The sequence below is a fragment of the Mesorhizobium sp. RCAM 06353 genome, from assembly GCF_059683585.1.
This window is the reverse complement of record NZ_CM185031.1, coordinates 4894258-4908674: the sequence shown is the minus strand read 5'-3', so window position 1 is coordinate 4908674 and position 14417 is coordinate 4894258. Positions and strand designations below refer to the sequence as shown.

At 60.7% G+C, this 14417-nt stretch carries 14 protein-coding genes; 5 read left to right on the top strand and 9 right to left on the bottom strand.

Annotated features, from left to right (window positions below):
* Positions 1-100 precede the first annotated feature (100 nt).
* From AC56QX_RS23620 to AC56QX_RS23605, 4 genes are all read right to left on the bottom strand, one after another.
* Complete coding sequence (locus AC56QX_RS23620) at positions 101-1438, bottom strand: protein kinase domain-containing protein (protein WP_497117854.1); 1338 nt, start codon at positions 1436-1438, stop codon at positions 101-103.
* An 82-nt stretch (positions 1439-1520) separates the two neighbouring features.
* The gene (locus AC56QX_RS23615) at positions 1521-2264 is read right to left on the bottom strand and encodes a metallophosphoesterase family protein (RefSeq protein ID WP_497110942.1); all 744 of its coding nucleotides are present in this window, start codon (positions 2262-2264) and stop codon (positions 1521-1523) included.
* 87 nt (positions 2265-2351) lie between these two features.
* A complete protein-coding gene (locus AC56QX_RS23610; RefSeq protein ID WP_497110941.1) occupies positions 2352-2600 on the bottom strand; it encodes an exopolysaccharide production repressor protein in 249 nt (82 codons plus the stop codon).
* A gap of 125 nt (positions 2601-2725) precedes the next feature.
* Positions 2726-2887 carry a hypothetical protein gene (locus tag AC56QX_RS23605; protein ID WP_497110940.1) on the bottom strand — a complete coding sequence of 54 codons (162 nt, stop codon included), beginning with the start codon at positions 2885-2887 and terminating at the stop codon, positions 2726-2728.
* A gap of 213 nt (positions 2888-3100) precedes the next feature.
* Between AC56QX_RS23605 and AC56QX_RS23600 the strand changes: the two genes are divergently transcribed.
* Together AC56QX_RS23600 and AC56QX_RS23595 are read left to right on the top strand one after the other, a co-directional pair.
* On the top strand, positions 3101-3745 hold the full coding sequence (locus tag AC56QX_RS23600; RefSeq protein ID WP_497110938.1) for a helix-turn-helix domain-containing protein: 645 nt from the start codon (positions 3101-3103) through the stop codon (positions 3743-3745).
* 105 nt (positions 3746-3850) lie between these two features.
* Complete coding sequence (locus tag AC56QX_RS23595; RefSeq protein WP_172231139.1) at positions 3851-4372, top strand: GNAT family N-acetyltransferase; 522 nt, start codon at positions 3851-3853, stop codon at positions 4370-4372.
* Here AC56QX_RS23595 and AC56QX_RS23590 read toward each other — a convergent pair.
* From AC56QX_RS23590 to AC56QX_RS23575, 4 genes are all read right to left on the bottom strand, one after another.
* The gene (locus AC56QX_RS23590) at positions 4369-5553 is read right to left on the bottom strand and encodes an acetate/propionate family kinase (protein ID WP_497110937.1); all 1185 of its coding nucleotides are present in this window, start codon (positions 5551-5553) and stop codon (positions 4369-4371) included. The genes AC56QX_RS23595 and AC56QX_RS23590 overlap by 4 nt on opposite strands.
* Before the next feature lie 51 nt (positions 5554-5604).
* Positions 5605-8028, bottom strand: a complete 2424-nt coding sequence (locus AC56QX_RS23585) for a phosphoketolase family protein (protein ID WP_497110936.1) — start codon at positions 8026-8028, stop codon at positions 5605-5607.
* 122 nt (positions 8029-8150) lie between these two features.
* Positions 8151-9752: an MBL fold metallo-hydrolase gene (locus AC56QX_RS23580; RefSeq protein WP_497110935.1), complete on the bottom strand. Its 1602-nt coding sequence runs from the start codon at positions 9750-9752 to the stop codon at positions 8151-8153.
* Positions 9753-9763: 11 nt separating this feature from the next.
* A complete protein-coding gene (locus AC56QX_RS23575) occupies positions 9764-10690 on the bottom strand; it encodes a universal stress protein (protein ID WP_497110934.1) in 927 nt (308 codons plus the stop codon).
* Between the two features lie 700 nt (positions 10691-11390).
* Between AC56QX_RS23575 and AC56QX_RS23570 the strand changes: the two genes are divergently transcribed.
* Positions 11391-11930 carry a DnaJ domain-containing protein gene (locus tag AC56QX_RS23570; protein ID WP_497110933.1) on the top strand — a complete coding sequence of 180 codons (540 nt, stop codon included), beginning with the start codon at positions 11391-11393 and terminating at the stop codon, positions 11928-11930.
* A 72-nt stretch (positions 11931-12002) separates the two neighbouring features.
* Here AC56QX_RS23570 and AC56QX_RS23565 read toward each other — a convergent pair whose 3' ends face one another.
* A complete protein-coding gene (locus AC56QX_RS23565) occupies positions 12003-12236 on the bottom strand; it encodes a hypothetical protein (RefSeq protein ID WP_497110931.1) in 234 nt (77 codons plus the stop codon).
* Between the two features lie 337 nt (positions 12237-12573).
* On the opposite strand from AC56QX_RS23565, the gene AC56QX_RS23560 reads away from it, so the two are divergent.
* Positions 12574-13371 carry a sterol desaturase family protein gene (locus tag AC56QX_RS23560; protein ID WP_497110930.1) on the top strand — a complete coding sequence of 266 codons (798 nt, stop codon included), beginning with the start codon at positions 12574-12576 and terminating at the stop codon, positions 13369-13371.
* A gap of 127 nt (positions 13372-13498) precedes the next feature.
* Positions 13499-14305, top strand: a complete 807-nt coding sequence (locus AC56QX_RS23555) for an alpha/beta fold hydrolase (RefSeq protein ID WP_497110929.1) — start codon at positions 13499-13501, stop codon at positions 14303-14305.
* Positions 14306-14417: the final 112 nt, after the last annotated feature.

Below are 14417 nucleotides of genomic sequence, written 5' to 3'. Positions count from 1 at the left end.
AATTGTCAGGGGGAACGCGGTACCTGGGTCGACCCAGGCACTCCTGAGGCCCGATGCGCCGATCCGAGTCAAACGCCCCCTGGATCCTGATCGAGACGCGTCAAAGCGGTCGCGCTTGTTCCTCGACGACCTTCAGTCGGACCACCGAAACCGAGCAAAGAGCCTGTGCGACCACTTTGGTCGAGACGCTGCCGAGGTGGCGGCGGATTGCCGAAGATGCCCGGGCTCCAACGACGATGTGGCCGACATCATTGTGCTCGGCATAATCGAGGATCGCATCGGCAGGGCTGACCGCTTCAAGCACATGATAACTGATGCGGTCCTCCGGCAGATGAAGTGGATGGGCCCAATCCTTCAGCGCCACGAGCCGTTTCAAGTAAACCGGGCGCCCGGATTCGTCGGCCGCGGGCGTCTCGCCTATGATCTCGGTCCTCAGGACCGTTACGCAGGCCAGCCAGGAATCCTCGCGCGAGGCAAGCACGCGGGCGGTCTCGTTGAGAACCTCGCCTGCCAGCGCATCGCTGCCATTGGTCAGATCGACTGCGGCGAGAACAATTGACGGTCCAGCCTGCGTCCTTGACAAAGTCGGCTTGCCGACAAGCGATCTGTCATCCGTCTTGCGAAGCAGCTTCATGATCGCGGCCCATACCCCCTCGGTCGGGGGCTTACGCCTGGCAACCACCACCTGGTCGGGGTTCCTCAGGTCTGAGAGAACGTGTGCCGCCTCGGCATATCGTCGAGACCTGTCCACTTCCATGCATCTCAGGACTATGGCTTCCAGCCATCGCGGAATGGCATCGTTGATATCTCTCGGCGGCCTTGGCGCGTGATAGAGCCTGCGCTTCATCCCCGCGAAGGTCGCAGGCCGCCCGAACGGCTCCTCGCCCGTAGCCAGCTGGTAGAGGATGCAGCCCAGTGCGAACAAGTCACTTGCAGGATCGGACCGCTCTCCGAGCACCTGTTCCGGAGAGATATAGGCGGCCGTGCCCATCGGCACCGAGCTTTCCGCGCCGAGAAGATCGGGAAGCTCTGCATGCCGGGCGAGCCCGAAATCGAGGAGAACGGCCCCGCGCTCGGCGAGAATGACATTCTCGGGTTTGAGATCGAGATGGACGACCTTCTGCCGGTGCAGGGCAGCGAGTGCCGTCGCGATCTCGGCGCCAATCCTTGCCACCTCGCCCACGGGCAGTGGCGCGTTGCTGACGATATCCGCCAGACCGGTGCCAGCCACGAACTCCATGGCGATAAAGGGAATCTGCGACAAGCTGCCGGCTCCCGCAAAACGCGGCACATGCGGACCCGTCAGACGTTTCAGGATCAGTTCCTCCGCCTCAAAACCGAGAATGACGGAAACATCCCCGCCCGGGTCGAGAAACGGTATCTTCAGCACAAGCGGGAAATCGTGCAGCGGGTTGGTCGCCCGCCAGAGCGATGCCATGCCGCCGGCGGGCAGCTTTTCGACCAGCTCGAAACCATCAATGACTGTCCCTGCCTCGAACCGTTGCATAGAATACCTCTTCTCAGCGGCCGATCTTCAAACGCATGCCCAGCCACCCAGGCAGACCGGCGGCGCGGATCTTGCGGGCCGTTTCTTCGTGATCATAGGGAACACGAACCATCGTGGCCTCTTGCCGCTGCGTGTCGACAAGAACAAAGCACGCTGCCGGGTTGCCGTCGCGTGGTTGACCAACAGCACCGGCGATCACCACGTGCCGCCTCATCTCCGACAGGGGTGCAGCCACATTGTCGTGCGGCTGAAAATGCATCGGTCGGCGACCGGGCAGAGCGTAGTAGATGGCGGGAATGTGGGTGTGACCGCAGAAAATGAAGCGTGCGTCGCTTGCCGAAAGGCAGCGTTCCGCTGCGTCCACGTCGCGTATATAGGGCCACTTTCCTGGGCGCTCCGCACTGGCGTGCACATACAGGCGGTCTTCGGACTGCAGCGAGAGCGGCAATCGCGCGAGAAAATCGACATGCGCCGAAGCGATGCGTTTGCGAGTCCACTGGACGGCGAAACGCGCATTCTCGGTCATGTTGCTCAGGTTCAGCGCCACTGCTTCGTCGTGATTGCCCATGATGCAAAGCGCGCCGTCAGCCATCAGATGGGCTGCCCTTTCGATCACATGGATGGGATCGGGGCCGTAACCCACCAGATCACCGAGCAATACCAACTCGTCTGGACTACCGCGTTCGCGAACAGCTTCCAGGACCGCGTCGAACGCCTCGCGATTGGCATGGATGTCAGACAGGATTGCAATGCGCATTCAACCTTGTCCCAGAGATTGGCAAAACATGGCAAGGCGCATGCCGCGATTGATTTGACACGGACGCGTCGCGATCATAGGGCACGGCTAAAGCAACGTGCCGCCTCGTTGGGGTGGCGCAACATGGCTGAGTGACGCCGAGTCTGCTTCAGCGTCTGCTGTGGTGCCTTTGGAAACCAGGCGTATGACAAAGACGAAGTATCCGACCTGCAGAATGACCAAGTCGACAATCGCCCAGCCCAGTGCTGTCCAGACCCAGCCCGTTACCACGTAGGTCCACACCGCGACGATGGTCGAGGTGACAAACATTCCGACCAGAAACTGCGGAAGATACATCGTCGCGCATCAACCGCCCCGGAACCTGACATGAGTTCGGAACGGTTCCCCATTATTATCCAAAGCTAGGGGATCATAGGCATCCGGATTGGCTTGTGGCTTGACGTGGATCAACAAGTCGGGCGTCAGTCGACGGGTTTCTTTTTGATTGTTGCAAATCTGGCCAATTCTTCGGCCAAGAGATTTTTGAGCGTGCCGCGGCGGCCCGGGTCTGTTTCGGATATGAGCTTGCGCCTGAAATGCTTGACGTTTTCGTGGTGTATATAGTCGCGATAGGGATCCTGCATGACCGTATCCCTCCTTCAGGGAGACGTAATAGCGACGGTAGGCGTCTATTCGGTCCAAGGCTAGCGCAATCGCTTGTTGAGGGCCCTAGCCGCATTTGCCACTGCAGATCGGTTCCGTGTTCAACTAGGTAGTTTCCCGTAGGGATATAACCGAATTTCGCGACCCGCGGATTCGCGCGATTGCTGTGTCACGGAACAACCGGGAAAACAGCCATGCACGCCTACACCGCCTCCAGGATTTCACTGCCGTCGCATTCTGTGCAACCAGGCGTGCCGGACGCATTCGACCCGGCGCCGCTGCAGCCGATCAGCTTTTTTCCGGCCGGCGCGGAAATTTATGCCCAGGGCGAGAAGGCCGGGGCCTTCTACCAGGTCGAGTTCGGTGCCGTGCGCATCTACCGGCTGCTCGCCGACGGTCGCCGGCAGATAAGCGCCTTCCACCTCGCCGGTGAGACCTTCGGCTTCGAAGCCGACACGACGCATCATTTCTTCGCCGAAGCGATCAGTGCCACCGGCGTCCGCGTCTTTCGCCTGGCTGCCGCCGACATGTCCCGTCAGTTGCTGCCGTTGGCGCTCAAGGGTCTGACGCGCGCGCAGGAACACCTCCTGGTCCTCGGTCGACAAAACGCCATCGAACGTGTCGCCGCCTTCCTGGTCGACATGGCGGAGCGACAAGGTGGATTGCGGCAGGTCGAGTTGCCAATGTCGCGCATGGATATCGGCGACTATCTCGGCCTCACCATAGAGACCGTGTCGCGGGTCTTCACCCGGCTGAAGGACAAGGGCGTCATCCGCCTCCTCAACCTGCGCAGCATCGAAATCGTCAAGCACGACGCGCTCCACTGCATGAGCGAATGACCAGACATCGTCGAACGGTGGCACGGAGATATCCAAAGGAAGCCATATCCACTTGGTTCCGCTGCGTCCGGCCATTCAGAACAACCCAGGATTAGAGTTCCACCCATGTCCACGAACAGCGCAATTACCACACGTACTGGATTTCGTTTCGAAGTACGCCTTGCACGTCCCGAGGACGAGCCAACCCTGGCGGAGTTCTTCACCCATGTGACACCGGAAGACCTGCGCTTCCGCTTCCTCGGCGCTGTGAAGGAAGTTTCGCATGAACGGCTGGTGGCGATGACGCGTTCAGACGACGCGCATATCCATAATTTTCTGGCCTTCTCGACCGACGGGATGCTGATCGCCGTTGCGACGCTGGCAAGCGATCGAGCCGACCGAACCGGTGAGGTCGCGATCTGCATTCGCGCAGATCGCAAGCATCTGGGCGTTGGCTGGGAGTTGCTCGCCTATATCGCGAAATATGCCGAAGACCTTGGCCTCGAAGCCATCGAGTCGATCGAGAGCCGTGAGAACCGTGCCGCCATCGAGGTCGAGCGCGACATGGGTTTCACCGTCACGACCGATCCCGACGATGCGACGCTGGTCCTGGTTCGGCGGGAGTTGGGGGCGCGATCAGCCGCTTAGCTACCTTGGCCGCTGCAGAATTTGAGAATCTCCGTGGCTACAGCGCTTTCTTCATCCGCTGGAATGACAAGGACATCGACGCGGGATTTCGCAGCGCTGACCACCTCCTCGCCTCCTCGGTTTCGCTCGCCGTCGAGACCGACTCCGAGCCAGGCCGCGGCGGCGCTGATCCTCTCCCGGACCAACGGCGCATTTTCGCCAATGCCGGCCGTGAACACCAGCGTGTCCAGTCCTCCCATGGCAGCGGCAAGCGATCCTATCTCGCGTCCGATGCGATAGACGAAGAGGTCGACTGCCTCGGCGGCGGCGGGATCGTTTGAGCCGATCAGGGTCCGCATATCACCAGAGATTCCAGACACACCGAGCAGCCCGGATTGCTCATAGAGAAGCGTCACCAGTTCACCCCCAGACAGCCGCCGCTCCTGCAGTAAATGGAGGATGACTCCCGGGTCGAGCGCGCCGCAACGCGTGCTCATCACCAGGCCGTCGAGCGTCGAAAACCCCATCGTCGTGGCGATGCTTCGTCCAGCGTCCATGGCGCACAGGCTGGCGCCGCTGCCGAGATGGGCAACGATCGCTCGACCACCGGTGCGCGCGCCGTAGCGATCACGCAGCTTCGCAGCGATGTGGCTGTAGGACAGCCCGTGGAAGCCATAGGAAACGATGCCCGTCTCAGTCAGTGCGCGCGGCAGCCCGTAGATTTTGGCGAGCTCCGGCCTGGTCGAATGAAACGCCGTGTCAAAGCACCCGATCTGGAGAGCCTGCGGCAAGAGTTCAGCAGCCAGCGCGACAATGTCGAGGTTGATCCGCTGGTGGATGGGCGCCAGCGGCTCGAGCAGGCGCAGTGCTTTGAGCGTGCGTTCGTCGAGCAGCGTCGCTTCGGTGAAGTCACGCCCGCCATGAACGATCCTGTGCCCTACCCTGTCGATGCGGCGCAGGAGATCGTTTTCGGCGAGCACGGACGCAACCGCCGCGAACGCCTTGCCCATATCGATCGGTGCCTCGCCCAAGCTCTTGTCGATCTTGGGCCTGCCGGCCGCGGCCTCGACACGTAGCCGTGGTTGTTGACCGAGAGAGGAGACATTGCCGCGCAGCAGCAGCAGGAGCTCGCCGCGTCGCTCGAAGACCGCGAACTTCAAGCTCGAAGAACCGCCGTTCAGGACAAGGATCGCATCGGTCATGAAGCCATCCGATAGGTTGCCGTTCCCATGCGCTTGCGAACGGGCATCCGTTCAATCCGGACGCTTCGGCCCGGCATCGGCATCCTGTTCCCACTTCCACTCAAGGATCTCCGGCATATCCTGTCCATGGGCGCGAATATAGGCTCGATGCTCAAGCAGCTTGCTGTCCATCGCCTGCTTGACGCCGACCCGCATGCTCTTCAGTCGTGGAACCCAGTCGACGACGCTTTGGACGATATGAAAGCGGTCGAGGCCGTTCAGCACCGTCATGTCGAAGGGCGTGGTGGTCGTGCCCTCCTCATTGTAGCCGCGTACATGGATGTTATCGTGGTTGGTGCGTCGATAGGTCAGGCGATGGATCGTCCAGGGATAGCCATGATAGGCAAAGATGACCGGCTTTTCGGTGGTGAACAGCGCATCGAACTCGCGATCCGACAGACCATGCGGATGATATTCCTTTGGCTGAAGAGTCATCAGGTCGACGATGTTGACCACCCTGATCCTGAGATCAGGCACCTGTTGCCTGAGGATCTGCACGGCGGCCAGCGTCTCGAGAGTCGGGACGTCGCCAGCGCAAGCCATCACCACGTCGGGCTCAGCCCCATCGTCCGTTGACGCCCAGTCCCAGATGCCAATCCCCGCCCGGCAGTGAACGATTGCCCTGTCCATCGACAGCCACTGCCAGGATGGCGGCTTGCCGGCGACGATGACGTTGATGCGGTTCCAGGTCTGCAGCACATGGTCGGTCACGCACAGCAAGGTGTTGGCGTCCGGTGGCAGGTAGACCCGCACGATGTCAGCCTTCTTGTTGAGGGCGACGTCGATGAATCCTGGGTCCTGATGGCTGAAGCCGTTGTGTTCCTGATGCCAGACATGGCTGGACAACAGATAATTCAGCGATGCGATCGGCCGCCGCCAGGGGATGTCGCGGGAGGCGTCCAGCCATTTCGCATGCTGGTTGAACATGGAATCGACGATGTGGATGAACGCTTCGTAGCAGGAAAACAGGCCGTGGCGCCCGGTGAGCAGGTAGCCTTCGAGCCAACCCTGGCAGGTGTGCTCGGAGAGGATTTCGAGCACCCGGCCGTCGCGCCCCAGATGAACGTCTTCGGGCAGGATCTTTTCCATCCAGCCGCGCTCGGTCACTTCAAACACGTCCTGAAGACGGTTTGAGGCTGTCTCGTCCGGGCCTACGATGCGAAAATTCTTCGAGGCCGCGTTCAACTGCATGACATCGCGCAGGAAACTGCCCATGACCCGCGTCGACTCAGCCTTGACGACGCCGGGGCGCTCGAGCGCAACGGCGTGACCATGCAATGCCGGCAGATCGAGAGACCTGCGCAGCAGGCCGCCATTGGCGTGGGGGTTTGCACTCATTCGTTTCGTTGCCTGGGGTGCCGTGGCGCGGATCGTGGCGACAGGAGCGCCGGCGGCGTCGAACAATTCCTCGGGCCGGTAGCTTCTCAGCCATTCCTCGAGCAGCTTGAGATGCGCGGGGTTTTCCGCAAGACCTGACAAGGGAACCTGGTGCGAGCGCCAGAAGCCCTCGGTCTTCAGCCCGTCGACCTCTTTTGGACCGGTCCAACCCTTGGGGCTGCGCAGCACGATCATCGGCCATTTTGGTCGTGACCCGGTCGCGGCCGGTCCATTGCGCGCGGCATGCTGGATAGCCGTGATGCGATCGAACGCATCATCGAGCACAGTTGCCATTCGCTGGTGCATCAGGGCCGGCTCGTGGCCTTCCACGAACAGCGGCTCATAGCCGTAGCCGGCAAACAGCGCGCGCAGTTCGTCTTCAGGAATGCGGGCTAGAATGGTTGGATTGGCGATCTTGTAGCCGTTCAGGTGCAGGATCGGCAGCACCGCTCCGTCGCGCGCCGGGTTGAGGAATTTGTTGGAATGCCATGCTGCCGCCAGTGGTCCCGTTTCAGCCTCGCCGTCTCCGACGACGCAGGCGACCACAAGATCCGGATTGTCGAACGCGGCGCCGTAGGCGTGCGAAAGCGAATAGCCCAACTCGCCGCCCTCATGGATCGAACCGGGCACATCCGGTGCGGCATGGCTCGGAATGCCGCCGGGGAACGAGAACTGCCGGAAGAGTTTGCGCATTCCTCGCTCATCCATCGCAATGTCGGGATTGAGCTCGCTGTAGGTGCCCTCCAGATAGGTATTGGCCACCATTGCCGGGCCACCATGGCCGGGGCCGCAGACATAGATCACATTTGCGTCCCTGAGCCGGATCGCGCGGTTAAGGTGGGCGTAGATGAAGCTTAGGCCGGGCGACGTCCCCCAGTGGCCGAGGAGACGCGGCTTGACGTGCTCCAACCGCAACGGTTCGCGCAGCAATGGATTGTCCAGCAGATAGATCTGGCCGATCGTCAGATAGTTGGCAGCGCGCCAATAGGCATTGATGTCGTGCAACTCGCGATCGGACAGCCGGCCACCGGAAGCTGGTATCGTCGTATGCTCTGTCATGTCTGGCTCCCATCGCCTGCTGGCGCCCTGTCGCCGGACCGCGACCTGGGCCTGTGTTCGTCGATCTGCCGCGAATGGACACCAACGCGCTCGCGCGCTTTCAGTTCATCCTTCGCCGGCCTCTACGCGTCCTCGTCCTCGAGCGCCCTGCGCATGCGCCTGATGACCGCTGCGCGACTCCGTTCGTCGGCCGCGGCGCTGACCGCCTCGTTTACGTCGAGGAGAAGCTTTGAAAGGTCATTGTGCCAGTCGAGGCGGGCAATCTTTTCCGGCTTCAGACGGCGGGGCTCATTGACCTCGACCGGCAAATTACGACCGGGGGTCAATTGGAAAGCATCGTCTAGCCTGGGGACGATGATCTTGTCGTCGGGTATCAGTCCTGCAAGCCTTCCACGCAGGCCGCCGAGTCCGGCTTCCTCTCCATGCGTCAGGAACACCTGCTGCTTCACCGGAGTTCGGGCCTTGAGCCAGGCGACCAGTTCGCTGGCGTCGGCGTGGCCGGAATAGAGGTCGAACAGGCTGATGCGTGCCTTGACCTCGACTTCCTCACCCTGGATGCGCACACGCTCAGCGCCGTCGAGCAGGATCCGCCCGAGCGACCCTTGGGCCTGGTATCCGGCCATCATCACCGTGGCGTTCCGGCGCCAGAGATTGGCCTTGAGATGATGGCGGATACGCCCCGCGTCGCACATGCCGCTGGCGGCGATCACCACGAAGAAGCCGCTCAGGCGGTTGATCGCCTTGCTCTGTTCCACCGTCTCGGTGAAGCGCAGCTCCTTCGAGTTGAGGGCCTGGCGCAGCACGTCACCCTGTTCGATCTCGTTGGCATGCCGCTCGAAAATCGCACTGGCGCGTGTCGCCAGCGGCGAGTCTACGAAGACCGGAGCTGACGGCACCTCCCCCGCATTCATGAGCAGATACAGGTCGACCAGCAGTTCTTGCGTCCTCTCGACGGCAAAGGACGGAATGATGAGGGGGCCGCCGGCCTCGGCGGCACCACGCACGATGTCACCAAGCTGGGATCGCCGCTGTTCGGGCGAGACGTCCGGTCGGTCGCGGTCGCCGTAGGTCGATTCGCAGATCAGATAGTCAACGTCGGCGGGCCCCTCGGGATCGGTCTGAAGTAGCTTGTGGCCTGGTCCGATGTCGCCCGAAAACATGACGCGCAAACTCGCATCGTGTCGGTCGATCTCAAGCTCTACCGATGCCGAACCAAGGAGATGGCCGGCGTTCCAGAAGCGGGCGCGGAGGCCTTCGGCGATGGTGGTCCATTCGCCATATTCCAGGGCGCGGAACAGGGTCATGCACGCGGCCGCATCCTGCTGACCGTAGATCGGCTCGACCGGCGGCCGGCCGCGCTGCGCGTTGCGACGGTTCAGGTGTTCGACCTCCATTTCCTGGATATGCGCCGAATCCGGCAGCATGACCGAGCAGAGATCGATGGTGGCGCGGGTCGTATGGATGGGACCAGAAAAGCCCTGTTTGACCAGCTTCGGCAAAAGGCCGCTGTGATCGATATGCGCGTGCGTCAGGATGACGGCGTCAATCGCGTCCGGGGGAAACGGGAACGCACCGTAGTTCAATTCCCGTTCGGACTTCGACCCCTGGAACAGACCGCAGTCGATGAGGATGCGCGAATGCGGCGTCTCGATCTCATAACATGAGCCGGTGACGCCATGGGCTGCGCCATGGAAACGCAGAATAGGATCCGTGTCGCCTCTCATCTCGCCACGACCTAATGTGACAGCAGGACAGGCAGGCGCAGATCCGCGAGAATGCCTTCGGTGGCACCGCCAAGCACGAAGTCCCTGACGCGGGAGTGGCCGTATCCGCCCATGACAAGCAGGTTGCCGCCGATCTTGAGAGCATGCTCCTGAAGCGCTGTTCCGATTGAACTGTCCCCTGCCTGGATAGAGACAGCCTGGGCCACCAGACCACGCGTCCTCAAGCCCAACGCCAGGAGTTCGCCGATGCCCTGTCCCGGAAGCGGCTTTTCGTCGGTCACGGTCAAAACGGTGATCGTCGAGGCACGTTCAAGAAAGGCCCGCGCGTCGGCAACCGCCCGCGCGGCCACCCGGCTGCCGTCCCAGGCGACAACGACATGTCCAAGGGTCCCAACGTCCGCGGAGTCGGGAAGAAGCAGGGTCGGTCGACCCGAGTCGAACAGGATCGCCTCGGCTAACATCCGCGCCGTCTGGTTGGCCGGCGCCCAGCCGACCAGGCAGACATCGAAATAGCGGGAGTGCTTCGCGGCAACATCGCCCATCAATGCCGGTGGCGTGGTCAACTCCTGCGTGCTGAGGGTCACACCCCCGTGCGCGGCCTCTTGGATAATTGCCTCGAGCAGATCTTTGCCGCGCTTGCGACTGGTCGCCTCGACCTCTTGTATCTTGTAGGGAAGATCGAGCAGGTAGCTCGACAGCGCGTTCGAAACGTCGGGAATGTCGACATCGATGGCAACGGCATGGAGCGCGGCGTCGATCTGCTTGACGAGAGCGACCGTGTTCGCCGCGATTTTCGAGGAGTTCGCGTCCGGGTAGGTTGCCAGGAACAGAGATGCCATCAGCTTCACTAGAATCGCCTCCGTTGTCGCGCGGCCAACTGCCAATTTTCGCAACATCTTGTAGTCGCGACGGGCGAGACGAGCTTTGACCCAGCGCAAATGCGATCCCTTAGCTACCGACGTGAGATTTGAGTTGATTTGAAGGTCCGCTCGGCAAGCTATCAAACAGTTGCGGGCAGTAACGTTTTCCGGGATCAGACAAAAGATCGGCTGCCACCGAGCCGCGCCACCTGATCTGTCATCGGGCAAGCCATAACCTATCATCAAGCGTCACAGCGCTTTCCGCGCAGCGCGATATGGTCAAGAACCGGCTCGCCAACGTCGCGCAGATTAGGGCCTTCACCACCCTATCGAATCTGATCCGGCAATGCGCGGCCGAACTGCAGCTCGCCGCGTCTGCGGTGCCGGTCCCCAGGCCGATAAACGAAAAGGAAATGCAGCCGCTCCAAATGCAAACACTGCTGGATCAGTTTGAGCGAGACGGCTACTCGCCAGCCGAAAACATGCTAGACGAATTCAGGTCGGACGGCATTAAGCTGGCTCGACCGCCAAGGTACAGGTAACGGCCGAAGGCCGGCTGCACAAACGGCAATCTGTCCAGAGCGCCGATTACAAGAGCGTATCACGAGCACTTGGGGGCAGGTTCCACGATTTGCAGGACGAAAAATTTCCATTTGCTCAACTTTCTATTCTGATTCTGTCCGCGCGGTCCCGCCCTCGATGCATTGTTTTTCCACCCACTGGATGTTCATTATTTTGGCCAATATGAATATATGACTGCGTTGGAGGGAGCGCCGCGATGTTCATTGACTACTACGAAGTTCTGGAAGTCAGCCCAAACGCGAACTCCGAAACGCTGGAACGGGTGTTTCGTTATTTTGCCATGCGTTACCATCCCGACAATCAGGACACTGGCGACGAAGCCCGCTTCAGCGAAATCGTAGAGGCCCACAATACGCTCAAGGACCCAGTCAAGCGCGCGCAATACGACATCCAGTATAGGGATCACGCGGGTCTGCGTCGGGAGTTGACCGAGGAAGCCGGCAACACCAAGGGCATGGAGCGTGACGTCGTAATCCAGGCCAGGCTGCTCGCGCTTCTTTATGTAAAACGCCGACAAGACGTTAATAACCCTGGCATTGGCGATGTGGAACTTGAGAGATTGTCAGGCTGCCCGCGAGAACATCTCGAGTTTCATCTCTGGTACCTCAAGGCAAAAGGTTGGATAGCAAGGATCGAGAACGGGACGATCGCGATCACCGTTGAGGGCATCGATCGTGCCAATTCCGATCATCGTCGCGACCCGACCACCAAACTCCTGGACCATACAACCTCTTGAACCGCGTGCTCGCTTGCTGCTGGCCGCCCGACGTGGTGGCGGCGCGATGGCAGGTCCACTCAACGCGATTGCCTATTCGGATGGCTGGGTACGCTCCGCGATGGCAAATGCCTGCAGGTTCTTGGCCTTGCCGATGTCCTGATCCGTATTTGCGATGATCGAAAAGAAGGCTGCTCTCGCTATGTCCTTCTTCGAGGCCTTGGGGTGCGCTTTCTGGGCCGCCTTGACAAGCTGCTTGGGAGACATGTCGGGCGTAACGATCCTCATGAGGGTGTCGCCGATCGCACTCATTTCACTTGCGTCCATGACGGGGTGTCCTGTGCTGACCGTAAGCCACAATAGCAAGGACGGTTCGTGACTGCCAAGATAGCATCTGAAATAGAAAACCCCACCGGCAGGGAACCGGAGGGGTTGGTCTTGGGAGGACGCGCGGAACACGCTGCGCTCGTCGACCGCGCATCGCTGGGATATCGCCCGGTTGCGACACCGATGTGACAGACAGGTGAGCGTGTTCATCACATCCCCGGCCACGAACGTAACCGGGGGGACCGGCATCAAGCCTTTGGAAAGGAGAAATGTGGTTCTGTCCGGAAGCTGAGGTGCGAGCGTGTGCTGGCCAAGGCGGGGCAACAGAGGCGGGCGAATGGATATATTTGGCATCAAGGCGCTGTTGATCTCAGCGTTGATCTTCATTCCGTTCGAACATCTGTTCCACGAACGGCCCCAGAAGGCCCTCCGCAAGGGCCTGGGTGTCGACCTGATCTATGTGCTGTTCAACGGCCTCATCATAAAAGTGGTCGTCGTTCTGATCGCGGCCAACACCCTCGACGCCGCCGCGATTCTGGTTCCGCAATCAATGGCGCACGCCGTCGGCGGCCAGCCCATCTGGCTGCAGGTCGCGGAAATCATCCTGATCACCGATATCGGCGTCTATTGGACACACCGGGCCTTCCACGAAATTCCCGCGCTTTGGAAATTCCACGCCGTTCACCATGGCATCGAGGAGTTGGACTGGCTCGGCGCCTTCCACTCCCACCCGGTCGACGCCATCCTCACAAAGGCGATATCGCTGACGCCGATCTTTTTCCTCGGTTTCTCCGAAGCTTCGATCGCCGTCTTTTCGTCACTCTATTTTGGACACACGCTGCTTGTTCATTCAAACCTGAGGATTCCGTTCGGCCCCTTGAAGTGGCTGATCGCCAGCCCGCAGTTCCATCGTTGGCACCATGCCAACCAGCGCGAAGCCTATGACAAGAACTTCGCCGGGCAGTTGCCTGTCCTCGACATGGTGTTCGGCACCTACAATGCCACCGGCAACAAGGTGCCGGAAAAATACGGCGTCGATGATCCGATCCCCGCAAGCTACTTCGGGCAGGTCAGCTATCCGCTCCTGCCCCGCGAGAAGCCATCAACCCGTGTGGTGCCGAGCACCGAAGCCTGACTGCTGACATCGGCGGCGGAAATTGGCGGTGTCGCCTGATGGCAGCAGACTTTCCGTCGCGGGTTGGTTTTGGCGGATACCAGCAATAATTGTAGGTCCTGCGCATTCGCCTCGAGGCTTTCTCGGCATGGACCATCACGACGACGACCTCAGGAAATTCGAAGCGCGTGGCGCAGCGCCCCTGCCGGTCGCACGGGCCGAAGGCCAGCTGGAACATGAGGGCGCAAAAATCTGGTACGCCACGTTTGGGGCCGGCCCTCCCGTGATCTTGTTGCATGGCGGCCTCGGTCATAGCGGCAATTGGGGATTTCAGGTTCCCGCGCTGGTCAAGGGTGGCTACCAGGTCGTGGTGATCGACAGCCGCGGCCACGGGCGCAGCACCCGCGACGAAAGGCCGTACAAATACGAACTGATGGCTTCGGATGTCCTGGCCGTAATGGACGCCCTGCATTTGAAAAAGGCGGCCGTGGCGGGTTGGAGCGATGGCGCCTGCATCGCCCTGATCCTCGGCATGAAAGCCGCCGACCGCGTCACGGCTGTGTTCTTCTTCGGCTGCAACATGGATCCGAGCGGCACCAAGGAATTCGAGCCCAGTCCGGTTATCGAGCGATGTTTTGGCCGGCACGCCAAGGACTATGCCGAACTGTCAGCGACACCGGACCAGTTCGATGCATTCGTCAAAGCCGTCGACCTGATGATGAAGACCGAACCCAATTATTCCGCCGCCGACCTAGCGTGGACGCGCGTGCCCGTGGCGATCGTTCAAAGCGAGCGTGACGAGTTCATCAAAGACGAACACGCGACCTATCTGGCCCACAGTATCCCAGGCTCCGAATTGATCACCCTGCCCGGCGTCAGTCATTTCGCACCGCTGCAACGACCCGAGCAGTTCAACAGCGTGCTGTTGGCCTTCCTCGGAAAAACTCATTCCTGAGCAATTCCAGGAAAAGTGTGAAACGGTTTTCCGTCCGGAATTGCGTCAAAACAAAAGATAGAGCGGTTCGGCGTTTCCAAGAAACGATGAACCGCTCTAGGGATTCGGTACG

Coding starts and splice junctions, on each gene's coding strand:
- AC56QX_RS23620 (WP_497117854.1), bottom strand. CDS start 1,438: ATGGCATCGCTCTGGCGGGCGACCAACCCGCTGCACGATTTCCCGCTT.
- AC56QX_RS23615 (WP_497110942.1), bottom strand. CDS start 2,264: ATGCGCATTGCAATCCTGTCTGACATCCATGCCAATCGCGAGGCGTTC.
- AC56QX_RS23610 (WP_497110941.1), bottom strand. CDS start 2,600: ATGTATCTTCCGCAGTTTCTGGTCGGAATGTTTGTCACCTCGACCATC.
- AC56QX_RS23605 (WP_497110940.1), bottom strand. CDS start 2,887: ATGCAGGATCCCTATCGCGACTATATACACCACGAAAACGTCAAGCAT.
- AC56QX_RS23600 (WP_497110938.1), top strand. CDS start 3,101: ATGCACGCCTACACCGCCTCCAGGATTTCACTGCCGTCGCATTCTGTG.
- AC56QX_RS23595 (WP_172231139.1), top strand. CDS start 3,851: ATGTCCACGAACAGCGCAATTACCACACGTACTGGATTTCGTTTCGAA.
- AC56QX_RS23590 (WP_497110937.1), bottom strand. CDS start 5,553: ATGACCGATGCGATCCTTGTCCTGAACGGCGGTTCTTCGAGCTTGAAG.
- AC56QX_RS23585 (WP_497110936.1), bottom strand. CDS start 8,028: ATGACAGAGCATACGACGATACCAGCTTCCGGTGGCCGGCTGTCCGAT.
- AC56QX_RS23580 (WP_497110935.1), bottom strand. CDS start 9,752: ATGAGAGGCGACACGGATCCTATTCTGCGTTTCCATGGCGCAGCCCAT.
- AC56QX_RS23570 (WP_497110933.1), top strand. CDS start 11,391: ATGTTCATTGACTACTACGAAGTTCTGGAAGTCAGCCCAAACGCGAAC.
- AC56QX_RS23565 (WP_497110931.1), bottom strand. CDS start 12,236: ATGGACGCAAGTGAAATGAGTGCGATCGGCGACACCCTCATGAGGATC.
- AC56QX_RS23560 (WP_497110930.1), top strand. CDS start 12,574: ATGGATATATTTGGCATCAAGGCGCTGTTGATCTCAGCGTTGATCTTC.
- AC56QX_RS23555 (WP_497110929.1), top strand. CDS start 13,499: ATGGACCATCACGACGACGACCTCAGGAAATTCGAAGCGCGTGGCGCA.